This window comes from Phytoactinopolyspora alkaliphila (assembly GCF_010550695.1).
Lineage (GTDB): Bacteria > Actinomycetota > Actinomycetes > Jiangellales > Jiangellaceae > Phytoactinopolyspora > Phytoactinopolyspora alkaliphila.
Genome location: NZ_JAAGOB010000008.1, coordinates 1 through 21125, shown reverse-complemented (window position 1 = coordinate 21125; position 21125 = coordinate 1). Strand labels below are relative to the sequence as shown.

Genomic DNA, 21125 nt, shown 5'->3' with positions numbered 1-21125 from the left:
CGTGCCCGGCACTTTGCCACCTGATCCACACCGTTCCATATCGTGAGATGTGATCAGATGGCGCAACTCGCGCATTGAGGCGCAGGATGCGCATCTGATCTTGACCCGGAAAACGATCAGGCGACACATCGACGATCAGGTGGCAAAGCGGCACGTGGGGCGGCGGAGTCACAACGGAGCCTGGTTATGATGTCGCAGTGCCAGTGGCGATCGCGGTCCGGACCGAGTCGCGGCGCCGGGTCGCTGACGGCTGCCGCCTGAGCGTACGCGTCCTGACGGCGCTCTTCGTGACGTTCGCCGGATCGGCGCTGCTCGCCCTCGTCGCGCCGACGGCCGCGGCCCAGGAGGCGTTCCCCCGGACCATCGACGACATCGTCGAGCACCTTCGCGCCGACCCGGTTCTGATCCAGCCAGCCATGGGTATGGGCGATACACGTGCGGCACATGATCTCCTCGTGGATCTCGCGGCGGACGTCGATGGGCCGGTGTATGTGGTTCTAGCCGACACCCCTGAGGATCTGGCGGCCACGGACGGCGTGAGCGAGCAGGCGGCGGCGCTGCTGCGGTCCGAACTCGGTGATGGGCTGTATTTCGTCGACTTCATCGACGGTCCGCGTTATGTCGGCGCGTGGGGTCCAACGGCAAATGTCGATCAGCGAGTTACGGCGGAGGCCCTGCAGTACGTCGTCGCCAATGGTCCTGGAGAGTACCCGCGGGCATCGACCCTTCTCGAAGCCGTGCTGACCGTCCGTGCCGCCGCCGAGCCCGGTGAGCCACTGCCGGTGGAGGTCGTCGACGAGTACGCGGAACAGCCGTGGGCGTTCATCCCGACGGAGCACTATGAACGGGCCGATGCGCTGGCCGGGCGCTGGGTCGCGACCTTGGGCACGGGGATCGCGATCCTCGTCGCCGGATCGATCATGACCGGTGTCGTGCATGCGGTGACGTCGCGAACCACCCGGCGCCAGGGCGGCTCGGGAGGGCGAGACGGCAGCAGGACCCACGCGGGCCGGGGCACGGGGCGAGGTGGCGCTGGGAAGACGACGTCCCGGCGGCCGGAGGCCGACGCCGATATCCCGGCGGACATCGCGGACGTCGCCCGGAACCGTTGGGAACGCGCCCGGCGCCGGTTCGAGAACCTCAACGCCCGCGAGCTGGCACTGCCGCCGGCGAGCGCTGCGGAGGAGGCGCTGGACGCTGCTGAGCGGGTGCTGGAGACCCGCGACGAACTCGATGCGGTGGGCGCCTATGTGCTGTCCCTTCAAGCCGAGCGTGAACTGCGCCGGATCGGCAAGGCCAACGTCCCGCGGTTTCGGCCGTGCTTCATCAACCCGATGCACCCAGAGGCTCGCGAGACGGTGCGCATCGCCGGATCCACCATCGACGCGCCGGTGTGCCCCCAGTGCCGGCGCGAGCAGGGGTCGTTCATGGTAGTCAGGACCCGGTGGCGGAGGCGGCCCTACGTGGAGACCAACACGGTGTGGGCCCGGACCGGTTATGGCGCGCTCGTCGACAATCTGGCGCGGCACGTCCTGGAGAACCGCCGATGAGTACGTGGCGAACCGGGATGCTGGTCACCGTGGCGGCCGCCGTGGCCGGCGGGGCCGGCGCGTGGGCGCTCACCACGCCGGGGGTTCCGGACCCGATCCCGGTGGGGGATCGCGTGCAGGCAGCGGTGGAGGGTTTGCGGGATTCGCATGTCTACATCGAGCCAGCGGTCGACGAGCTGCTCACGGCGGAGGAACGCGCTCAGGTCGACGCCGCCGCAGCGGCCTCGGACCCGGGCGTCTACGTCGTGGTGTGGCGGCCGAGTGCCCAGGCGGGCTACTACCTGGAGGGCGAGGCGCTGGCACAGATCGGGGCTGAGCTGGGTCGTCCTGGCCTGTACCTGCGGCTGGACGCGAACGAGATCGACAGCCGTGAAGTCGGGATCGAAGGCGACTATCTGTCGATCCCGTCCCGCCTCGACGGTGACGGTGACGAACCGGCCGCCAGCCCTGCCGAGACGTTGCTGTCCGTGATCTCGGATAACGACGGGCGGGAGTACCGGGAGGCGGATACGTCCGGCAGCGACTATTGGGGCGGCACCGGCGGCACGATCGCGGCGGCGTCGCTTCTCGGTGTGCTGGCCGGCATGGGCCTGGCGCTGGTGATGGCGCTCGGATGGCTGGGCGTCAGGGGAGGTGGGAGAAAGAGATGAGCGACGACGAGGCCTATCAGCCGGATCCGCAGGCGATCGCCGCCGATCTGGCGGATGGACCCGTGCACATCGATCCTGCGGTCGCCGACGCGATCAGTGACGAGAACCTGGAAGCGATCAACGTCGCGATCGCCGGCGCGGATCCGTCCGTATTCGTCCTCGCGGTGCCGTTGACCTACAACAGCGAGGTCTCCGCGAACCAGCTGGTTTCCCTGGTACACCGTGAGCTGCCCCAGGACGGCGTCTACTTCGTCTCCAGGGTCGGTGCAGCCGAAACGTGGAACCTGGAGGTCACCCGCTACGGGGTCGGAACCGGCAACGACGACGCGCTGGCAACCTATGTGGCGCGCGATCTCTACCCGAGTGATCTGGGGCTGCAGCTGTCCGAAGCCGTGGAGCTGTTCACCGGTGGCACCGCGCGCGAGGTGTACGAAGAGCACATTGCCGAGCGGAACGCCGAGGCCTCCGAGGTCGAGCCGGCCGGGGACGGATCCGGCGGCATCTTCGGACTGGAGCCGCCGGCGGTGATCGGCGGCGGTGTCGTCCTGGTAGTCGCGGTGCTTCTCGCCGCCGTGTTGCCCAAGTTGCGGGCACGCGGCGCGCACCGACGCGAGGTGCAGGTCAAGGACCGGGCGCTGCAGCGGATTTCGTCGGCGCAGACCAACGACTGGCGACGACGCGCCGAGACGGAGAGCGCCGCGCTGGGGGAGCGGATCAGGACCCTGCAGATCGGGAAGCGTGCGAACGGCGAGGCATGGCGCGCGGCGCTCGACCACTATCAGGCCGGCACGGCCGTCCTGGACCGTTCCACCGATGCGGCCGACTCGATCGGTGCGCTGGTTCTCACCAGGCGTGGCGAGGACGCCCTGAGCCTTGCGGTCGCCGGCAAGCCATGGAAACCGTCGGCGGCGTGCTTCTTCAACCCGCTGCACGGAACGGCGACGACGACTGCCGTCTGGACGACGCCGGCCGGCACGCGTGAGGTTCCTTGTTGCGCCGCTTGCCGGCGTGATGTCCGCAAGAGTCGAGAACCCGACATCCTCGATCTGCCGCACGGCAGCACCGTCGTTCACTACATGGATTCCGGTGTCGAGCCGTGGGCGTCGACCGGTTACGGGTCCCTGGCCCCGGACCTGCTCGACCGCCTGCGCACCCGCTGAAAGTATCGTCGCGCCGGCCGGCGTCCCGGAGCCTTGACCCGGGCGCGGCGATGTGGCGTAGGTTGAGGCTGTGTCCGATGCTGGGAGTCGGCCCGCTCGGGTCGAGGACGTGCACGAGCTGGCGCTGGCCATGCCGCACGTCACCGTTGAGTACGGGGATGGCGAGAATCCCGTCTACCAGGTGGGTGGAAAGTCGTTCGTCTTCTTCCGGAACCCACGGCCGGACGCGGTCGATCCCGAGACGGGTGAACGCTACCGTGATGTGATCGTCTTGTGGGTGGCATCCGAGGCGGACAAGCAGGCCCTGGTCCAGGACGACGCGTCGCCGTTCTTCACCACCGCGCATTTCGACGGCCATTCCTCGGTGCTCGTCCGGGGAGGCCGTGTCGGCGAACTCTCCCTGGCGGAGCTGAGGGAAGTGGTGCAGGACGCGTGGTTGTGCCGGGCATCCGCTCGTCGTGCCAAGGTATGGCTCAGCGAGAACCCACCCGCCTGAGGCCGGCCCGGGCGCTTCAGCCCGGCAGTGCCCGAGCGCGATCGTCGGGTGCGCCGTAGGCCAGGCACCTGGCGCGCTTCTGTCGTCCTGACGCCATGGAGTCGCGGCACCGGCCCGGAGGAGCACGGGAAGCGCGGCTGTGGGGCGTCAGGACGATGCGATCGCGTCAGGACGGCCCGATGATGCGACGGACCTCAGCTGACCACCACGACGTTCTCGATCACCTCGTCGAGAATGCTGTGCGCGAGCTCCACGGTGGTGAGTGAGCCAGGCGTGACCAGCTCGAGGCAGAGCCCGTCGACCACGGCGAGAAGCGTGGTGACATGGCGGCCACGGTCGGTGCCGCGCAGCGACCCCTCGGATTCGAGGACGGCCAGCCAGCCGTCGACCCGCTCGCGGGCATGCTGCGCCATGGACGCGAGGAGGTGCGCGCCGTTGTCCGTGCGCTCCGGCCCCACGGCCAAGGCGTATGCGGCCAGCCAGCTCTCCAGCTGCGCGGCGTGGTCCTCCTTCCGCGGCAGGAACTGCCCCATGCATTCGGCCAGCCGTTCGGTGGCCGAGGCGTCACGATCCTGAATGCGCAGGTCGTCTAGGTGCGGGTGGAGCAACCTGCCGACCACGGCGTGATAGAGATCCGCTTGTGTCGGGAAATAGTGGCGCAGCGTGCTGGCGCCGAGGCCCGCCCGGGCGGCGACCACGCGGACACTCAGCGACGCGAGCCCGTTCTCAGCCGCGACGTGCGCCGCCGCGTCGACGATTTGTTCCCGCCGGTCACTCATGTCCCGCCTCTTCGCTTCGGCTTAGCACACTGTACTGGCACGCTGTGCTAGATTCGAGTTCTCAGCACAGTGTACTAGGAGTGGTGAGCATGGACGGCAGCACCGGTGGCCTGGTGGAGTACGGAATCGACATGGTGCGGCGGGCGCCGCATCTGTATGCCTTCACGGTGGCCTATTGGACCCTCGTCGTCTCCACCTTGGTGACCCGTTACGGGCTCCGGCGTATCGGGACGAGTGAGCGCCTGATGCGGCTCGTCGTCGTCCTCGGTTGTGTCTCCTTGATTCTCGCGTTCGTCGACACCGCGCTCCGTGGTGCCGAGCTGATACAGCTGTCCCTTGTGGCGTACTTCGCAACGCCCATCGGCATCGGCAGGTTCTTGATCAGCAAGTGGGATCGCCGCCCTGTCGACAAGTGGCGCGGATTGGTGCTGCGTGAGATCACCTACGTCTCGGCCTTCGTCATCTTCGTCGCGCTCAGCGCCGTTGACGGCGACCTGTGGTGGTTCAGCCGGCCGGGCATCGACCGGTCCGATCCCATCACCATGATCGAGAGCACCAACTGGTTCCACCTCATGGCATCCGCGTTCGGCGTGATCGCGGTGATCGAGGCGGTGAGTACGGCGGTCGGAGGCGGCCGCTCCCGCACCGGTTCGAAAGACAGCGCCGCTGCCCGGGGCTAGCTGCCGTGTCACGAGCACGCGGGCAGCGGGACGCGATCATTGCCGAGTTACACCCCCGGTAGGGGTAGTAAGCCGGCAACGATGACGCCCGCGCCAGCACGCCGGACGTTTGACTGTCCGGCGCACGGGGACATCAAGGGCAGAAGCCCGCGTGAGGAGGCGATGTCATGTCGCACCATGAGGAGCCACACGGCGCCGGATGGCTCAACCGCGAGCAGCCGGCCGGCACCGAGCCGAGGAACGCACGATCTCCGTACCGGATCCGCCTGGCGTTCGCACTCTTCGGGTTCGTGGTCGCGGGCCTGGCCGTCATCGTCTTGTTCATCGTCGCAGCCGGCGACGGTGGCTCGGCGGAACTCGCCGGCGCGCTCTTCCTTACCGTGGTCGCGCTCGTCGCGGCGGTGAATGCCGTGGTGGTCGGCCTGAGGTGGCGCAACACCCGCTGACCTAGCGCCAGGCGGGTCTGCTCGGGAGGCGCCCGCCGATCACCGCGCCGGGCCGCGGACGGAGCGCCGCTGACGGGCGGTTTCGTACAGCACCGTGGTGGCGGCAGCGGCTGCGTTGAGAGAGCTCGCGGCGCCTCCGATGGGAATCCGGACGATCGTGTCGCAGGCATCGTGCCACGCCCTGCTCATGCCGACCGTCTCATTGCCGATAACGAACATGGTGGGCACTGTCAGGTCGTGGGCGTCGAGGTCGACCGAACCCGCCTCGTCGGTCCCGATCACCTGGACGGCATGGGTCCGGGCCCAATTGAGCAGGTCGACCGGTCCGCCTGCGCGAATGGTGGGTACGGCGAACAGCGAACCGGTGCTGGCCCGCACCGCCTTCGGGTCGTAGATGTCGGCGGCGTGCCCGGTGACGACGACACCGTGCGCGCTGAAGGCGTCGGCGGAGCGGACGAGGGTGCCGATGTTGCCCGGGCTCGTGGGACGGTCGAAGACGACGACGAGCAGGTGGTCGCCGGCCTGGATGCGGTCCAGCCGGTCCGGCGGCATCTCGACCACCGCGAGCAGTTCGGGTGTCTCGTCTGCCTTCTCGGCCAGCTCGTTCAGCAGGTCAGGCGCCATCGCGACCTGCTCGGCGTCCAGCGTGGCCAGCAAGCGTTCCGCCCACGCCGAGCGGGTTCCCGTCGTGGGATGGACCAGCGCGCGAACGGTCCAGCCGTGCTCGACGGCGAGCGTGATGGGCCGGACACCCTGGACGAGGAACTCGCCGGCGCGCTGCCGCTTCGAGCGATTGCCGAGCAACGCCTGCCACTGCTGGAAGCGCGCGTTGCGCGACGTGATCGTGAGCTTACGCACCCGACGACGGTATCGAACGGCCAGCAAGCGCCAGCGCCGCCTGCCGGGAATCCGTGTGCATCTCTACGTCGCGGACGGCTCCGCGGTCGGCGGACGTCGCCATGGCCGCGTAGGCACGGAGCGTGGCCGACACCGCGCGCTCGCGCTTGCGCGGGCGGTAGCCGTGGGTGGCCTCTAGGCGTTCACGCCTGGACCGGAGCTGCTCCCCGGGCACGTGGAGTTCGACTGAGCGCCGCGGGATGTCGATGCTGATCCGGTCGCCGTCCTCCACGAGGGCGATGGCACCGCCCGCGGCCGCCTCGGGGGAGACGTGACCGACGGACAGCCCGGAGGTCCCGCCGGAGAACCGGCCATCGGTGATCAGGGCGCATGCGGCGCCAAGGCCCCGGCCCTTGAGGAACGCGGTGGGGTACAGCATCTCCTGCATCCCCGGGCCGCCTCGGGGGCCCTCGTAGCGGACCACCAGCACGTCGCCGGCGGTGACCTGGCCGGTAAGGATCGCCTCCGTCGCTTCCTCCTGGGATTCCACGACGACGGCGGGTCCGGTGAACGCGAGGATGGACGCGTCGACCCCAGCCGTCTTGACGATGCAGCCGTCCTCGGCGAGATTGCCGCACAGGACCGCGAGGCCGCCGTCGCTGGAGTAGGCGTGCGCGGCGTCGCGGATGCAGCCGGATGCGGCGTCGAGGTCCAGCTCGTGCCAGCGCCGGGATTGAGAGAACGCCTGTGCGGAGCGCTCGCATCCGGGAGCAGCGTGGAAGAGCTCCACAGCTTCGGCGGAGCACGAGCCGCCCCGCACGTCCCACTCCGCCAGCCAGGCTCCGAGCGTAGGGGCGTGGATGCTGTGCACGCCGGTGTCGAGCAGCCCCGCCCGGTTCAGCTCGCCCAGCAGCGCGGGAACGCCGCCGGCACGGTGCACGTCCTCGATGAGGTAGCGCCCGTTGGGGGCCACCTTGCACAGGCACGGCACCCGACGGGAGAGTGCGTCGATGTCATCGAGCGTGAAGTCCAGCTCGGCTTCGTGCGCCGCGGCGAGCAGGTGGAGGACAGTGTTGGTGGAGCCGCCCATGGCGATGTCCAGGCACATCGCGTTCTCGAACGCCGCACGGGAGGCGATGGCCCGGGGCAGGACGTCGGCGTCGTCCAGCTCGTAGTAGCGATGCGCCAGTCCGACGACGACGCGTCCCGCGCGTTCGTAGAGGTCGCGGCGGGCCGTGTGCGTGGCCAGCGTGGTGCCGTTACCGGGAAGCGCCAAGCCCAGCGCCTCGGTGAGACAGTTCATCGAGTTCGCGGTGAACATGCCCGAGCACGAGCCGCAGGTGGGGCAGGCGTTCTCCTCGATCCGGGACAGCTCGTCGTCGGAGACCGCGTCGGAGGCGACGTCGGCCATCACCGAGACGAGATTGAGGCCCGTGCGGACCGTCCCGTCGACGAGTGTGGCGGTGCCGCCTTCCATCGGCCCGCCGGACACGAACACGGTGGGGATGTTCAGGCGCAGTGCGGCCATCAGCATGCCGGGCGTGATCTTGTCGCAGTTGGAGATGCACACGAGGGCGTCGGCGCAGTGCGCGTTGACCATGTACTCGATCGAGTCGGCGATCAGGTCCCGGGAGGGCAGTGAGTAGAGCATGCCGCCGTGTCCCATCGCGATGCCGTCGTCCACGGCGATCGTGTTGAACTCCCGGGGCACGCCGCCGGCCGCGGACACCGCCGCGGAGACGATGCGGCCCACGGGCTGCAGGTGCGTGTGGCCGGGCACGAACTCGGCGAAGCTGTTCGCCACGGCGACGATAGGTTTGCCGAGGTCCTCAGAGGCGACACCCGCCGCGCGCAGGAGGGCGCGGGCGCCGGCCATGTTCCGGCCGTGCGTGACGGTGCGGGAGCGAAGTGGAGGCATGGGCCAATTGCGTCACGGGATGCACAGATTGGGAAGACGCCGTCGCTTCTAGTACTGCCAGTACTAGTGTTGACGCGTGGGTGAGGACGAGGAACGCCGCCGGGAGCTCGGCGGATTCCTGCGCACGCGCCGCCAGGAACTGGTCCGGGCCGGCTTCGATCTTCCGCCGGTGGGCCGAAGCCGCCTGACCGGCCTGCGGCGCGAGGAGATCGCCTACCGGGCGGGTGTCAGCGTCACCTGGTACACGTGGCTGGAGCAGGGGAGGAAGATCAACCCGTCACGGCAGGTCCTGAACTCGGTCGCCCGCACCATGCGCCTGTCCGCGGCGGAACACGATTACGTGCTCTCCCTCGCGGGCTACGCGCCACACCAGCCGCACGAGGTGACGCCGGCGGCGGTGCCGGCACACATCCAGCGGCTGCTCGACGCCCAGGGCCACTCGCCGGCCTTCGCCGTCTCGCCGGGCTGGGCAATCGCCGGCTGGAACCTCGCCTACCAGGCGCTGTACCCGAACGTGGCCACGGTCGCGGCCGAGGACCGCAACCTCCTCCTGCTGATCTTCACCGACCCGTCCGTCCGGCGCATGCTGCCCGACTGGGATGCCACCAGCCGGCATTTCCTCGCCGAGTACCGGGCCGAGACCGGGCCGCTGCTCGGCCATGCCGCACATGCCGCCCTGATCGCCCGCTTGCTCGACGAGAGCCCGGAGTTCGCCCGGGCGTGGGTGCAGCACCGGGTCGAGAGGTTCTCTTCCCGGGAACGACGCTTCCACCACGCGGACGTGGGCGAGCTTGCCTTCGAGCACCACCGGCTCACCCCGTCCGACGTCCCGGACATGCACGTGGTCGTCTATGTGCCGCTGCGGGACACTGACACGGCGGCCAGGATGCGGCGGCTGCTCGCCGCGCCGGGATCAGACGGCATAACTCAGGTCTTTGACGTGGAGGGATGCCGGCTTCGCCCGTAACCAGACGGTTCCATTCTCCGCAGGATCGGTATGGAGATACGCACGGAAGCGCGCGTCCCACCGCGTCTCGTCGGCTCCGAGGTAACGGGCGAGCTTGCGGCGTCCGCGGGGAACGTCGAAGGCGACGATCTCGGCTTCGGCCCGCGCGATCACCTGTACCACCGTGCCGGTGGAGAGGTCGCATTCGTCGACTACCAGCGCGATCGACCGGTCAGCCTGGACATGAGCCAACAGCTTCGCCCACGGCCCTGTCAGGATCCAGAATGCGTGTTCATCCCACAGATACCAGGTGGGCCGAACAGTGGGGCCGTTGGTTGCCACGCGGGCCGTGAGCGGCCGGGCAAGGAACGCGTCCACGTCCAGTTCGTTCTCCATCACCGGGTGATCGTCCGTTCGCTTGGGTGGTACGAGGTCGTGGAAGAATCGTCGAACATCATCTGTGGTTCATGTCAACGTCGAGTCCATAACTACATGTCTCCGGCAACACTGTGGCCTGTGCTGGACGCGCTGTCACGACTTCACCGGAAGGGGACACATCATGAGACATCTCGGGATTCTCGCTCACAGCATCGAAGGCGCAGCGCTGTGTCTGCGGACGTTCTGTCAGCACGGATTCCGCGAGCTGGGGCCGCACATGCATCCGGACGTGACCTTGGACTGCATCGCGATGGGGCACAGCATGCCCGCCTGGGACGCGGACGACTACCCGCCGATCCGGTCCCTGCTGGCCACCAGCACCGAGCGTCTACGAGCGGCCGGTGCCGAGTTCTTCGTCTGCCCGGACAACACCGCCCACATCGCGCTGGGCACTCCCGGCGAGCCGCTGGCCCTTCCCGGGCTGCACATCGCCGACGTCGTCGCCGAGCGCGCTGCTGGCGACGGCCGCCGCAAGGTCGGCATCCTGGCCACCAAGTACACGATGGACAACGACATGTATCCCGCCGCGTTCCGCCGGCGAGGTATCGACTCGGCCGTGCCCGAAGACGACGAGCGAGCCGTGGTCGACGACATCATCTTCAGCCAGCTCGTGCACGGCGTCTTCACTGACGAGGCGCGCGACACCTACGTCGAGATCATCAAAGGGCTGGCCGCACGTGGCTGCGACGCGGTCGCCCTGGTGTGCACCGAGATCCCGCTGCTGGTCGACGACGCCAGTTCACCGCTGCCCACCCTCGACTCCACGCGCCTGCTGGCCCACACGGCGTTCGAGGTCGCGGTCGGCAGGCGCGAACTGCCGGCATGGAGAGGCGGAGACAGACCGTAGTACCCCGGCGTCTTTGTTCGTCCTGACGCCTTTTGTTCGTCCTGGCGCCTCGGAGTCGCGCCAAACGGAGCTCGGCCCCGGTTTGGCGCGACTACACCGGGTCAGGACGATTCCAAGGCGTCAGGACGACGTGATGTGCGGCCGTCTGCCGTCACGGTGCGGCGGTGCCGCGCGTGCCGACCCGCCTGCGGCCCAGCACCAGACCCAGAACGATCATCGCCGCGGCCAAGACGAAGTGCAGCCAGTTGTCCGCGTCGTTCAACGGCACGAAGTTGGCCTCGTGGTCGTGGTCGATGATCAGCCCGTAGATCCACAGCACGGCGTAGACGATCCCGCCGCCGATCAGGAAGGCGCGTGCCCCCGAGAACGATCGTGCCAGCGCCAGGCCGGCGACGCCGAACAACAGGTGAACGATGTTGTGCAGCACCGAGACCTGGAATATCCCTAGAAGCATTGCCTCCGACTCGTGGCCGGCGAACTCCATCGTGTCGAAGTCCGTGGTGACGCCTGGAATGAAGCCCAGGATTCCGACAAGCAGGAACACGGCGCCGAACACGGTGGCGGCGGTCTGGATCGGCGTTGCGGTCATGCTCTTCCCACCAGGTGCAGCCATGTGAATACCCCTCTCCCTCTCGAGCCGGACCTTCATGTCCCGCTCGTGAACCTCACGAATACCCATGGGCGGTAGCCGCATTCCTGCGTGCCGCCGTGGTCATGACCAGGGCTCGCTACCAGCCCGACGGGCGCTGTGCCGCAGCGGCGCACCGGTGTTTGCGCTGCGCATCAATCGCTCTGCCCCGGGTATCGGAGCATCATGGGAGATACGCACGACGCCTCGGGATATCTGGATCCGGACACCGCCGCGGAGGGTTTGGACAGCGCAACCGTGGACGCGGTGGGGAAGCTGACCGAAGCGCTGGAGACGGTGGAGGTGGCACGGGGACACCTGTATGCGTTTCACCAGCTCACAGGCTCCGCGGACTTCACCTTGGAGGAAGCCGTCAGCAAACTGCGCGATGCCGGCCATGTCGGCGTCGCCGAACAGCTGTCGACTGAGCTGCTGGGGCGAAACGTCCTCCCGGGCCGATGGACGTACCAGGTGATCGAGGACTACGAAGACACCTACTACCACGTCTTCCGCGCATTGGAGCGGCAAGCGCGTGAGCTGGTACGCGGCCATCGCCACCTCCATGAGGCGGAGCTGAAGCGCCGTCGCCGTACGGCCGGCCTGCCGGGTCACGAGCCTCATCCCGGGGCGCTCTCCTCAGCCGATCCCAACACTGAGCGCCACGCCTGAGGGCCACACCTGAGCGCCACACCTGAGCGCCCCGCCGGCACCCGGGCCGGCGGCGTCGTTCACGTGAGTTGCCGGCATGTCAGCGACACCGGTTTGGGGCCGCGCCCGAGGGGTACCCCCTCCGCTCACTCGGAGGCCCGATTTAGGGGGAAATGTCATGGCTCGAAACACGCTTTCGCGCGCGATGAACGACGTCGGCTTGGCCGCCTGGTTCGGCGGAACGCTGGCGAACACGGTCGCGCTGAACCAGGCCGGCCATGAGGCCGGGCACGCGAAGAACACGGCTGATGTGATCAACGCCGGCTGGGACCGCTGGACACCGCTCAACGCCGCGGCCATCGGCGTCCATCTGGCCGGGAGCACTGGACTGCTGATTGGGAACATGCCGCGCATGCGTGCGCAGCGGGGCGTCGCGACGATGGCTGCGACGAAGACGTCGCTGATGATGGCCGCGCTCGGAGCGACCGCGTACAGCAGAATGCTTGGGAAGAAGGTGTCGAAGATCGACGACGTTCCGGTGGACAGTGCCGCCGATCCGGAGTCCTCGACGTCGCCGGACATCGCCAAGGCACAGCGACAGCTCTCGATGCTTCAGTGGGCGGTGCCCGCGTTGACGGGCGCGATGCTCGTCGTCGACGCGTTCGCCGGTGAACAGCAGCGAGCCAGTGAGGTGCGCCGGGGTTTTATGGAACGTCTCGGTGAGAAGGCATCCACACTCCGCCGGTAACGGGTGATCCCTCGGGGCGTGGCCCTCACACCGTGTGGACGAACGCCGGCCGCACGGATCGGCTCTGGCTCGGGCGATGAGTTTCACCGGGCCGGTGGGTCTGCATGGTGAGACTTCGACGAACTCCCCGAGGAGGAGACACTCATGACCGAACCGAAGACGTACACCCTGGACGTTCCTGGCGCCGTGCTCAACTACGACGTACGGAGCAACGAGTCCAGCACCGAGCCGGTGCTCCTGCTCGTGGGGTCCCCTATGGGGGCCGCGGGATTCGGTACGCTGTCCGGGCATTTCGCCGACCGCACCGTGGTGACCTACGATCCCCGCGGAGTGGAGCGCAGCGTGCGCACGGACGATGCGGAGCAGTCCACGCCCGACGAGCACGCGGATGACCTGCACCGCATCATCTCGGCGCTGGACGCTGGCCCGGTGGACGTCTTCGCCAGCAGTGGTGGAGCGGTCAATGCGCTGGTTCTGGTGGCCCAGCACCCGGAGCAGGTGCGCACGCTGGTGGCGCACGAGCCTCCGGCCGCCCAGACGCTGCCGGATCGCGAGGAGGCGCTGGCCGTATGCCGCAAGATCCACGAGACGTACCAGAAGCGCGGGTTCGGTCCGGCGATGGCGCAGTTCATCGCCGTCGTCGGGCACAAGGGGCCGTTACCGGAGGGCTTCGCCGACCAGCTCGACGTGGACCCGGCCGTGTTCGGGCTGCCCACGGAGGACGACGGATCCCGCAACGACCCGCTCGTGGGCCAGAACATCATCACGTCCACCCATCACGAGCACGACTTCGAGGCCATCCGCGGCGCGTCCACTCGTGTCGTTCTCGCCGTCGGCGCGGAGTCGGAGGGCGAGATGGCTCACCGTGGTGCGCTGGGAGTGGCAGAACGTCTCGGGACCGGATGTGTGACCTTCCCGAGCGACCACGGCGGATTCCTCGGCGGCGAGTACGGCATGACCGGTCAGCCCGACGCCTTCGCCGCGGCCTTGCGTGAGGTGCTCACCGCAGTCCGCTGAGGCCGTCCACGGTAACGCCATCGCTGGGCCTGCCGGGCATCCGCGGTGGCGTACCCGTGTGTGCCGTCGAATGATGTTGCTCTGCGTGGGTAGAAGCGCACCGGGTGATGATGACCGCCGCAACGAGCGGTGATCGACCCCCGACAGGTGAATAGGCCTGGCGCTGCCGTGGGAGGGAGCAACCGTGGCTGAAACGTCAACACCGGACCGGATCGCCGATCCGTGGGGAGAACGCACACCGTACGGCCCCGGAGACGAGTGGCCGGAACGCCAGGACACCTTCCTCGACGGCTTGGACGACGGCGACGTCGATCGCTGGGTCCAGACGGCGTCGCTGCTGCATTCCAGCGGCGACGCGATGGACATCGCCGTCAAGAGCGGCCGGATCGCTGGAGTCCGCGGGCGCGCGTCGGACCGCGTGAACAAGGGACGGCTGGGCCCGAAGGACTTGTACGGGTGGCAGGCGAACTCGTCGCCGGATCGGCTGACACGCCCACTGATCAGGCAGGACGACGGCCGGTTCGAAGAGGCGAGCTGGGACACGGCGATGTCGCTGGTCACTGAGAAGGCCAGGGAGCAGCTGGAGAAACACGGTCCCAGCGGCATCGGCTTCTACACCACGGGTCAGCTGTTCCTGGAGGAGTACTACACGCTGGGTGTGATCGCGAGGGCCGGCATCGGCACTTCACACCTGGACGGCAACACCCGGCTGTGCACGGCGACGGCGGCGGCCGCACTGAAGGAGTCGTTCGCCTGCGACGGCCAGCCTGGCTCCTACACCGACGTCGACCATGCGGACGTGATCGCCCTGTTCGGCCACAACATGGCCGAGACGCAGTCGGTGTTGTGGATGCGGGTGCTGGACCGACTGCACGGCCCGAACCCGCCGCGGTTGGTGTGTGTGGACCCGCGGCTCACACCGGTGGCCAAGGAGGCCACCGTCCATCTCGCGCCGCTACCTGGAACCAACGTCGCGCTTCTCAATGTGTTGCTGCACGAGATCATCGAGCACGGGTGGTACGACGACGAGTATGTGTCCGCGCACACGGTGGCGTTCGACGAGCTGAGGACCACCGTCAAGCAGTACCCGCCGGAGCGCGCCGCGGAGATCTGCGACGTGCCGGCCGAACGGATCCGGGAGGCGGCGAGGATCATCGGCAATGCCGAACGTCTGCTGTCCACGGTGCTCCAAGGCATATACCAATCCAATCAGGCCACGGCCGCGGCGGTGCAGGTCAACAACATCAACATCATCCGGGGCATGCTCGGCAAGCCGGGCGCGGGGATCCTGCAGATGAACGGCCAGCCGACAGCGCAGAACACGCGTGAGGCGGGGGCCGACGGCGACCTCGCGGGCTTCCGGAACTGGGCCAACGATTCACACGTGGCCGAGCTCGCCGAGGTCTGGAATGTCGAGACCAGGCAGATTCCGCACTACGCTCCGCCCACGCACGTCATGCAGATGATGCGCTACGCCGAGGAGGGCTCGATCCAGTTCCTCTGGATCACCGGGACCAACCCGGCGGTGTCGCTGCCCGAACTGGCTCGCATCCGGGAGATCCTGCGTCAGCGGCGGTTGTTCGTCGTCGTGCAGGATCTGTTCCTGACCGAGACCGCGCAGCTCGCCGACGTCGTCCTTCCTGCGGCGACTTGGGGAGAGAAGACCGGGACGTTCACCAACGCGGACCGCACGGTGCACCTGTCCGAGAAGGCCGTGGATCCGCCCGGTGAAGCCCGCGCTGACCTCGACATTTTTCTCGACTTTGCCCGCCGGATGGATTTCCGCGACAAGGACGGCATGCCACTGGTGTCGTGGTCGAATCCGGAGTCGGCGTTCGAGGCATGGAAGCGCTGCAGCGCCGGGCGGCCGTGCGACTACACCGGCTTGACCTATCAGAAGCTTCGTGGCGGCAGCGGCATCCAGTGGCCGTGCAACGAGGAACATCCCGAGGGTACCGAGCGGCTCTACGAGAACGGCGAGTTCTTCGCCACGCCGGACTACTGCGAATCGTTCGGGAAAGATCTGCTGACCGGCGCGTCGGTGGAGAAGGTGGAGTATCAGGCGCAGAATCCGAAGGGCCGGGCGCTGATCCGGGCCGCGCACTATCAGCCGCCGCACGAGCAGACCAGCCGGGAGTTCCCGTTCATCCTCACCACCGGCCGGACGATCTACCACTTCCACACCCGGACCAAGACCGCGAGGGCCCCTCAGCTGCAGAACGCCGCTCCCGAGGTGTGGGTGGAGATGTCCGCCGGCGACGCCCAGGCGTGCGGCTTCACGGAAGGCGACATGCTCGAAATCGGCACCCCAAGAATGAGCGTGTTCGCCCGGTTGCGAATCAGCGGGATCCGCGACGGCGTCGTCTTTCTGCCGTTCCACTACGGCTACTGGGACACCGAGTCCGGTTCCGGGCCTGACGGCCATGGTCGGGCGGCGAACGAGCTGACCTCTACCGACTGGGATCCAGTCTCGAAGCAGCCGCTGTTCAAGATGGCGGCAGCCCGCATCCGCCGGGTGGAGGCCGCCGTCGTCGATGGGCGTACCCGCGAAGAGGAGGCTGTGTCGTGAACAAGATCCACATGTTGCTGCGCGTCCTCCACCATGCGGAACGCATCGCCGCCAGGAAGCTGCTGGTGATCGGGGAGCGGCACAAGAGCGACCACGAGGTGTACCACGTCACCCGCGACATGGCCGGGTGGTCGCACCGGCACATCCGTTTGCTGGCCGAGCAGGGTGACCGGCTGGGCATCAATCTCCGGGACACCACGGGCAGGTCTCGGCCGTTGCGTGTGGTGCGGGAGAGGACCGCGGAGCTTCTCGGGCACCGGCCGGAATCCGGCCTGCTGCTCCTGCGTGATCTGCGCAAGTTGCATCTGGACCTGGTCGGGCTTTCGGTCGACTGGGAGATCCTCGGCCAGACGGCGCAAGGAGCCAAGGACGACGAGTTACTCGCACTGACGCAGAAGTGCCACCCGGATGTCTTGCGGCAAGCCCGCTGGGCCAACAACATGATCAAGGTGGTCAGCCCGCAAGAGATGGCCAGCTGATCCGTCATCCGCGTGCGTCGCCGGCTGAGCCGGCAGGATGTCGCGTTACCTGCCAGTTAGCCGACCGATGAGTTCTCAGGCCTGTCGGAGTCTCTCTAGGGTCAGGCTTATCGACGACGCGGAGGTAGCTCATGGGCACGATGCTGTATTCGGCCACGATGTCCCTGGACGGATTCATCGCGGGACCGGGCGGTGACATGTCGTGGCTCACCGAGCATCTGGGACCCAACCCCACCATCGACGAGCTGATCGGCGACATCGGCGCACTGCTCGTCGGCAACCGGACCTTCGGTGGCGACGATCCGCACCAGGGCGACCAGGAGAAGGAGGGCGAGCCGTTCGGTGGCGGCTGGAGCGGTCCCCAGTTCGTCGTGACCCACCGTCCTCCGGCCGCGCCGGTTCCGGGTGTCACCTTCATGGAGGACCTCGGCTCGGCGGTCTCCGCGGCCAAGGCGGCGGCCGGTGACAAGTACGTCAACATTCTCGGCGCCAGCATCGCCCGGCAGTGCCACGAGGCCGGGGTGCTCGACGAGGTCCTGGTGTGCGTCGCGCCCGTCATGCTCGGCGACGGTGTCCGCCTGTTCGACCATCCGGGCGGGAGCGCCGTCAAGCTGGAGCGGCGAAGCGTTTCGCACGTCCCGCACGCGGTGAACATCTGGTACCGGGTGATCCGATGACTGTAGATCTGTTCGCTGGCATTCCAGTCAGTGACTACGCGACAGCGGCTCAGTGGTACGAGCAACTTCTCGGAACACCACCCGCGTTCGTCCCGAACGACGTCGAGGCCGTCTGGGAACTCGCCGAGCACCGTTACGTGTTCATCGAAGTGAAACCCGAACACGCCGGGCACGCCATGCACACGGTCTTCGTCGACGATCTCGACGAAATCGTCGCCGGGATCACCGCCCGCGGGATCGAGCCGGCGCTGCGGGAGACCTACTCCAACGGTGTGCGCAAGTTGACGTATCGCGACCCCGACGGCAACGAGATCGGGTACGGCGGGGCTCCACAGTAGGCGACCCCCGGCAGAGCGACGGCACCCGCCGCCGGAGGTCGACGCTCCCGCCGTCTGGTTGAAGGCTCGGCGGCGGCCGCGCGCCTCACCGTGACGCGGGCCGCCAAGCGGGGTCGCGACCGGTGAGGCCGATCAGCCGATCGAGGAGCGGCGCATCGTCCGGCACCGGCACCGGCGGCCCGAACAGTCCGGGACTGCCCTCGGGATTCTGTGCCACTGACGACTGAACGAACTCGTACGTCGCCTGGAGGAGATCCGGGTCGCAGGTGAACGCCTGCCCGCTGGAGACAGCCATGTCCCAGCCGTGGACGACGAGCTCATCCAGCGCCACGACGCCGGCGACGTCTCCGGGAAGCTGGACTCCGCCGACCACTGTCATCCCCGTCCACGACTCGACGTCCTTCCATACCTGGGCAAGGGCGCCGAGGCGCTCGGGGATCCGGATACGCCAATCCGGACCCAGGCGCGACGCATCTGGGGACGGCGGCTGGCTGCCGCCTACCGGGGTCGTCTTGGTCGCGGCGAGGGTGAAGGCGAGGGCCAAGCCGTCGACGTGGTCGATCAGATCACCCAGCGTCACTCCGACGCACGGGGTCGGTCCGGACAGCTGGTCGTCGCGAGTCTCCGTCACGAGGCTCGCCATCTCACGAATCGCGGGTTCCAGATCGAGCATGAGTGTTCCCTCCAAGCGCGGGGCGGTTTAGTGAGGTTGACTGGCTCGGCACGAGGAATTCATCGGACATCGCAGAAGGTCATGCCTGCCCGCTCAACAGTGGACGATTGTGGAGCAGCATTGGAAGATTGTGTGTGCTCTGGCGCGCGACGTCGTCCAACGCTGGGAACGAAATCCCCACCGTTGAAGAATGGCTATGATCGGCCCACATGTTGAAGTGGATGTGGTGGCTAGGCACGCCCGTGTTGGCCGCCCTCTTGCTGTTCCTCGTGGTCCGAGAGGTCGGGCCGGCCTACGAGGCGAAGTTCGGGTCAGGCACGGAAGGGGTCTTCACCGTCGTCGAGGTGGTGCGCGGCGGCCGTGGGCATCCGGTTCCCCATGGTGACTTCGCTCCTGATGACGGTTCACCGGTGCTCCGGGACGTCGCACTCGTGACGGGCGGCCGGCTGGAGCCAGGCGATCAGGTCCTGGCCGTCGACACGGGCAACAAGCGCGGCATCTACCCCGCGGATGGCGGGTCCGACTGGCTGATCATCACCGTGGTCGGCGCGATCTGCGTCGTCGGCCTGATCGTCTGGGTGATGACTGTGTGGAGATCGATCCGCCTTCGTGGCGACGCCCGGCCTGGCCCGTAACCGGTGAACGCGGGCAGGCTCATCGCCGCCGACACCGTACGCGCGTGTCCGCACCCACTTGGTGATCGCGGCTGGTCAACCAGTGGCGACGTCGTCGATCTCGGCGACGTAGGTGGCGCGCAGGTTCTCCGGGAGCCACGAGATGTCGAACGAGTTCCGGGCCAGCTGGATCACCTGTTCGCGCGACAGCTCCGCTTCATCGGCGAGACGCTGCAGGTTCTCGGTGACGTAGGCGCCGAAGTAGGCAGGATCGTCGGAGTTCACGCAGACTTTCACGCCGGCGTCGAGGAGCTGGACGATCTGCTGGGCCTTCATGCTGTCCGTCACCCATGCGTTGGACACCGGGCAGGAGGTGAGCCCGAGACCGCGGTCAAGGATGGGAGCAGCTCGAACCTGCCGGATGTGCTCGTGGATGTTCTCCTGGTCGATGTCGCAGTGCATGGTCAGAAGAAAGCCCTCATGGCGCGCCCGGGCGAAAACGGCGGCGAACTTCGACGGCGGGTTGCCGCGTTCATCGGAGTCGAGGCCTACGCCCAGGATCCAGTCCTTGTAGGGCAGAGACTCCATCAGGGTGCTCGGCGGTGACTCCGCGATGATCAAGTCTGGGGCTGGCCGATGTCGACCATCCAGTTGATGCCGAACTTGTCGGTGCACTGGCCGAACTCGTCGCCCCACATCTGCTTCTCGAAGGGAACGGTCACGGTGCCTTCGCTGGAGAGCCGCTCCCAGTAATCGCGCAGATCGTCGTCGTCCCCGCTCAGACTGATGATGATGCTGTTGCCGGGGGTGTGCTCGGTGCCGGGCGGAATGTCGGCGCCCATCAGAACGAAGCCGTCTGGCGTCTCGAGCGAGCCATGCATGATGTTGTCGGCGTTGGGCGTGTCTGGGGCCCCGAGCTCGCCGTACGTGTTCAACGTCAGGTCACCGCCGAACACGCTCCTGTAGTACTCCATGGCCTCCCGCGCGTTGCCTGGGAAGTTGAGGTAGGGGTTGAGTTTGGATGCCATGACGCGCCCCCTGCGGTGATGTGGCCACTGGTCTGTATTGGCCTACACCTGGTGGGTGTGCGTGGCAATGGGTGGACCGGATCACTTCCTGGGTGATCACCGCGTTTCCTCCGCCTCGGCGTCAGCGCTTACCCGGGCCTAATGACGTTACAAAATCGTGATGATATGTTCGATCAACTGTCCTTTATTTAAGCCTGTTTGTCAGTGGGTGCGCCTATTGTGGTGGAATGTTCGAACACGACGAGAGCAGGCTTAGCGGCGGGGTACACCCGGTCCTCAGCGTGCTCTCGGCTGCCGAATCCGTGTTCGACAAGAGCCTGGATGTGGACGCTGCCTCGATTCATGATGACGAACTTCCTGACGTGCTGGCCCGTGCGCACGGCCTGGCTGCGCGGCAGGTGGAGTTCTTCGTACGGATACTGGCGGAGGCCGACGGCCGGGACCTTGGCCGCCGGCTCGGGGCTTCCTCCACGGCGGCGTGGCTGCGGGACATCCTGAATCTGCGCCCCGGAACGGCCAAGAGCATGGTGGATCTGGCACACCGGCTTACCCCGCCTGAGGCGGCGGATGACTACAACGTCAACCTGCGCAGCACGGGCCGCGGACGCAGCATGCCGGCTACCAGAAATGGCATGCTTCAGGGAGAGATCTCGCTGGACCACGCCCAGGTGATCTCGAAGACGATGCGTCAGCTACCGCCCGACCTCGGAGACGATGACGCCGCGCGGGCCGAGGAAGATCTGGCCGCGTTCGCTCGTGAGCATGACCCAGCCACGTTGCAGAAGCTGGCCGATCACCTGCTGCATGTCCTGTCCTGCGAGAGCTTGGAAGACCGGGAGGAGCGCGCGCAGCGCAAGCGGCGGCTACGGTTCGCCGACCTCGGCGACGGCACGGTGCGGGTCTCCGGCTTGTTGGGCGCAGAAGATGCGGCGATCGTGCGCACCGCGCTGGACCCGCTG

General features: G+C 67.6%; 25 protein-coding genes. 17 read left to right on the top strand and 8 right to left on the bottom strand.

The annotated features are described in order from the left end of the window. The first annotated feature begins 197 nt into the window (after positions 1–197). From G1H11_RS15350 to G1H11_RS15335, 4 genes are all read left to right on the top strand, one after another. Positions 198–1550, top strand: coding sequence for a hypothetical protein (locus tag G1H11_RS15350; RefSeq protein ID WP_163819476.1), 1353 nt, complete (start codon positions 198–200; stop codon positions 1548–1550). After that, complete coding sequence (locus G1H11_RS15345) at positions 1547–2200, top strand: hypothetical protein (protein ID WP_163819475.1); 654 nt, start codon at positions 1547–1549, stop codon at positions 2198–2200. Before G1H11_RS15350 ends, G1H11_RS15345 begins: the two co-directional genes overlap by 4 nt. Further along, positions 2197–3360 (top strand): hypothetical protein, encoded by a 1164-nt coding sequence (locus tag G1H11_RS15340; RefSeq protein WP_163819474.1) that lies wholly within the window; start codon positions 2197–2199, stop codon positions 3358–3360. Before G1H11_RS15345 ends, G1H11_RS15340 begins: the two co-directional genes overlap by 4 nt. A gap of 130 nt (positions 3361–3490) precedes the next feature. Continuing rightward, the gene (locus tag G1H11_RS15335) at positions 3491–3856 is read left to right on the top strand and encodes an MmcQ/YjbR family DNA-binding protein (protein ID WP_163819701.1); all 366 of its coding nucleotides are present in this window, start codon (positions 3491–3493) and stop codon (positions 3854–3856) included. 194 nt (positions 3857–4050) lie between these two features. On the opposite strand, the gene G1H11_RS15330 is transcribed toward G1H11_RS15335, so the two are convergent. Then, positions 4051–4635, bottom strand: a complete 585-nt coding sequence (locus tag G1H11_RS15330; RefSeq protein WP_163819473.1) for a TetR/AcrR family transcriptional regulator — start codon at positions 4633–4635, stop codon at positions 4051–4053. Positions 4636–4724: 89 nt separating this feature from the next. Between G1H11_RS15330 and G1H11_RS15325 the strand changes: the two genes are divergently transcribed. Then, the gene (locus G1H11_RS15325; protein WP_163819472.1) at positions 4725–5315 is read left to right on the top strand and encodes a hypothetical protein; all 591 of its coding nucleotides are present in this window, start codon (positions 4725–4727) and stop codon (positions 5313–5315) included. A gap of 167 nt (positions 5316–5482) precedes the next feature. Further along, complete coding sequence (locus G1H11_RS15320; RefSeq protein ID WP_163819471.1) at positions 5483–5761, top strand: DUF6343 family protein; 279 nt, start codon at positions 5483–5485, stop codon at positions 5759–5761. A 39-nt stretch (positions 5762–5800) separates the two neighbouring features. Here the strand turns inward: G1H11_RS15320 and G1H11_RS27100 are convergent, their stop codons facing one another. Together G1H11_RS27100 and ilvD are read right to left on the bottom strand one after the other, a co-directional pair. Continuing rightward, positions 5801–6619, bottom strand: a complete 819-nt coding sequence (locus G1H11_RS27100; RefSeq protein ID WP_216843779.1) for a TrmH family RNA methyltransferase — start codon at positions 6617–6619, stop codon at positions 5801–5803. Then, complete coding sequence (ilvD, locus tag G1H11_RS15310; RefSeq protein ID WP_163819470.1) at positions 6612–8516, bottom strand: dihydroxy-acid dehydratase; 1905 nt, start codon at positions 8514–8516, stop codon at positions 6612–6614. The genes G1H11_RS27100 and ilvD overlap by 8 nt, the downstream gene beginning before the upstream one ends. Positions 8517–8592: 76 nt before the next feature. On the opposite strand from ilvD, the gene G1H11_RS15305 reads away from it, so the two are divergent. Next, positions 8593–9483, top strand: coding sequence for an MmyB family transcriptional regulator (locus tag G1H11_RS15305; RefSeq protein ID WP_163819469.1), 891 nt, complete (start codon positions 8593–8595; stop codon positions 9481–9483). Here G1H11_RS15305 and G1H11_RS15300 read toward each other — a convergent pair. Further along, positions 9430–9858 carry a pyridoxamine 5'-phosphate oxidase family protein gene (locus G1H11_RS15300; RefSeq protein ID WP_163819699.1) on the bottom strand — a complete coding sequence of 143 codons (429 nt, stop codon included), beginning with the start codon at positions 9856–9858 and terminating at the stop codon, positions 9430–9432. The two genes, G1H11_RS15305 and G1H11_RS15300, sit on opposite strands and share 54 nt — an antisense overlap. A gap of 163 nt (positions 9859–10021) precedes the next feature. Here G1H11_RS15300 and G1H11_RS15295 point away from each other — a divergent pair, with 163 nt between their 5' ends. Next, positions 10022–10747: an aspartate/glutamate racemase family protein gene (locus G1H11_RS15295; RefSeq protein ID WP_163819468.1), complete on the top strand. Its 726-nt coding sequence runs from the start codon at positions 10022–10024 to the stop codon at positions 10745–10747. Between the two features lie 151 nt (positions 10748–10898). Here the strand turns inward: G1H11_RS15295 and G1H11_RS15290 are convergent, their stop codons facing one another. Continuing rightward, positions 10899–11336, bottom strand: a complete 438-nt coding sequence (locus G1H11_RS15290) for a DUF4383 domain-containing protein (RefSeq protein ID WP_163819467.1) — start codon at positions 11334–11336, stop codon at positions 10899–10901. 225 nt (positions 11337–11561) lie between these two features. Here G1H11_RS15290 and G1H11_RS15285 point away from each other — a divergent pair, with 225 nt between their 5' ends. The 7 genes from G1H11_RS15285 to G1H11_RS15255 all read left to right on the top strand — a co-directional run bounded on the left by G1H11_RS15285 (position 11562) and on the right by G1H11_RS15255 (position 17851). Further along, entirely contained in the window at positions 11562–12044 is a 483-nt protein-coding gene (locus tag G1H11_RS15285; RefSeq protein WP_163819466.1) for a hypothetical protein, read from the top strand. Between the two features lie 157 nt (positions 12045–12201). Then, the gene (locus G1H11_RS15280; protein WP_163819465.1) at positions 12202–12771 is read left to right on the top strand and encodes a hypothetical protein; all 570 of its coding nucleotides are present in this window, start codon (positions 12202–12204) and stop codon (positions 12769–12771) included. Positions 12772–12915: 144 nt separating this feature from the next. After that, on the top strand, positions 12916–13788 hold the full coding sequence (locus tag G1H11_RS15275; RefSeq protein ID WP_163819464.1) for an alpha/beta fold hydrolase: 873 nt from the start codon (positions 12916–12918) through the stop codon (positions 13786–13788). A gap of 184 nt (positions 13789–13972) precedes the next feature. After that, positions 13973–16357, top strand: a complete 2385-nt coding sequence (locus G1H11_RS15270; protein WP_163819463.1) for a molybdopterin-dependent oxidoreductase — start codon at positions 13973–13975, stop codon at positions 16355–16357. Continuing rightward, positions 16354–16836 (top strand): hypothetical protein, encoded by a 483-nt coding sequence (locus G1H11_RS15265; protein WP_163819462.1) that lies wholly within the window; start codon positions 16354–16356, stop codon positions 16834–16836. Before G1H11_RS15270 ends, G1H11_RS15265 begins: the two co-directional genes overlap by 4 nt. 131 nt (positions 16837–16967) lie before the next feature. Then, a complete protein-coding gene (locus G1H11_RS15260) occupies positions 16968–17513 on the top strand; it encodes a dihydrofolate reductase family protein (RefSeq protein WP_163819461.1) in 546 nt (181 codons plus the stop codon). Beyond that, complete coding sequence (locus G1H11_RS15255; protein ID WP_163819460.1) at positions 17510–17851, top strand: VOC family protein; 342 nt, start codon at positions 17510–17512, stop codon at positions 17849–17851. Before G1H11_RS15260 ends, G1H11_RS15255 begins: the two co-directional genes overlap by 4 nt. An 85-nt stretch (positions 17852–17936) precedes the next feature. Here G1H11_RS15255 and G1H11_RS15250 read toward each other — a convergent pair whose 3' ends face one another. Further along, the gene (locus G1H11_RS15250; protein ID WP_163819459.1) at positions 17937–18524 is read right to left on the bottom strand and encodes a TIGR03086 family metal-binding protein; all 588 of its coding nucleotides are present in this window, start codon (positions 18522–18524) and stop codon (positions 17937–17939) included. A 209-nt stretch (positions 18525–18733) separates the two neighbouring features. Between G1H11_RS15250 and G1H11_RS15245 the strand changes: the two genes are divergently transcribed. After that, the gene (locus G1H11_RS15245; RefSeq protein ID WP_163819458.1) at positions 18734–19159 is read left to right on the top strand and encodes a hypothetical protein; all 426 of its coding nucleotides are present in this window, start codon (positions 18734–18736) and stop codon (positions 19157–19159) included. Between the two features lie 75 nt (positions 19160–19234). Here G1H11_RS15245 and G1H11_RS15240 read toward each other — a convergent pair whose 3' ends face one another. After that, positions 19235–19726: an adenosine deaminase family protein gene (locus G1H11_RS15240; RefSeq protein ID WP_163819457.1), complete on the bottom strand. Its 492-nt coding sequence runs from the start codon at positions 19724–19726 to the stop codon at positions 19235–19237. 29 nt (positions 19727–19755) lie between these two features. Beyond that, the gene (locus tag G1H11_RS15235; protein ID WP_163819456.1) at positions 19756–20166 is read right to left on the bottom strand and encodes a VOC family protein; all 411 of its coding nucleotides are present in this window, start codon (positions 20164–20166) and stop codon (positions 19756–19758) included. Positions 20167–20393: 227 nt separating this feature from the next. Between G1H11_RS15235 and G1H11_RS15230 the strand changes: the two genes are divergently transcribed. Then, on the top strand, positions 20394–21125 hold a 732-nt coding region (locus G1H11_RS15230), incomplete at its 3' end, for a DUF222 domain-containing protein (RefSeq protein WP_163819455.1).

Bases quoted from the DNA above. Each gene is read 5' to 3' on its own strand.
- G1H11_RS15290 (WP_163819467.1), bottom strand. From the start codon at position 11,336: ATGACCGCAACGCCGATCCAGACCGCCGCCACCGTGTTCGGCGCCGTG.
- G1H11_RS15320 (WP_163819471.1), top strand. From the start codon at position 5,483: ATGTCGCACCATGAGGAGCCACACGGCGCCGGATGGCTCAACCGCGAG.
- G1H11_RS15325 (WP_163819472.1), top strand. From the start codon at position 4,725: ATGGACGGCAGCACCGGTGGCCTGGTGGAGTACGGAATCGACATGGTG.
- G1H11_RS15300 (WP_163819699.1), bottom strand. From the start codon at position 9,858: ATGGAGAACGAACTGGACGTGGACGCGTTCCTTGCCCGGCCGCTCACG.
- G1H11_RS15340 (WP_163819474.1), top strand. From the start codon at position 2,197: ATGAGCGACGACGAGGCCTATCAGCCGGATCCGCAGGCGATCGCCGCC.
- G1H11_RS15245 (WP_163819458.1), top strand. From the start codon at position 18,734: ATGTTGAAGTGGATGTGGTGGCTAGGCACGCCCGTGTTGGCCGCCCTC.
- G1H11_RS15250 (WP_163819459.1), bottom strand. From the start codon at position 18,524: ATGCTCGATCTGGAACCCGCGATTCGTGAGATGGCGAGCCTCGTGACG.
- G1H11_RS15295 (WP_163819468.1), top strand. From the start codon at position 10,022: ATGAGACATCTCGGGATTCTCGCTCACAGCATCGAAGGCGCAGCGCTG.
- G1H11_RS15345 (WP_163819475.1), top strand. From the start codon at position 1,547: ATGAGTACGTGGCGAACCGGGATGCTGGTCACCGTGGCGGCCGCCGTG.
- G1H11_RS15335 (WP_163819701.1), top strand. From the start codon at position 3,491: ATGCCGCACGTCACCGTTGAGTACGGGGATGGCGAGAATCCCGTCTAC.
- G1H11_RS15240 (WP_163819457.1), bottom strand. From the start codon at position 19,726: ATGGAGTCTCTGCCCTACAAGGACTGGATCCTGGGCGTAGGCCTCGAC.
- G1H11_RS15285 (WP_163819466.1), top strand. From the start codon at position 11,562: ATGGGAGATACGCACGACGCCTCGGGATATCTGGATCCGGACACCGCC.
- G1H11_RS15280 (WP_163819465.1), top strand. From the start codon at position 12,202: ATGGCTCGAAACACGCTTTCGCGCGCGATGAACGACGTCGGCTTGGCC.
- ilvD (WP_163819470.1), bottom strand. From the start codon at position 8,516: ATGCCTCCACTTCGCTCCCGCACCGTCACGCACGGCCGGAACATGGCC.
- G1H11_RS15275 (WP_163819464.1), top strand. From the start codon at position 12,916: ATGACCGAACCGAAGACGTACACCCTGGACGTTCCTGGCGCCGTGCTC.
- G1H11_RS15255 (WP_163819460.1), top strand. From the start codon at position 17,510: ATGACTGTAGATCTGTTCGCTGGCATTCCAGTCAGTGACTACGCGACA.
- G1H11_RS15260 (WP_163819461.1), top strand. From the start codon at position 16,968: ATGGGCACGATGCTGTATTCGGCCACGATGTCCCTGGACGGATTCATC.
- G1H11_RS15330 (WP_163819473.1), bottom strand. From the start codon at position 4,635: ATGAGTGACCGGCGGGAACAAATCGTCGACGCGGCGGCGCACGTCGCG.
- G1H11_RS15235 (WP_163819456.1), bottom strand. From the start codon at position 20,166: ATGGCATCCAAACTCAACCCCTACCTCAACTTCCCAGGCAACGCGCGG.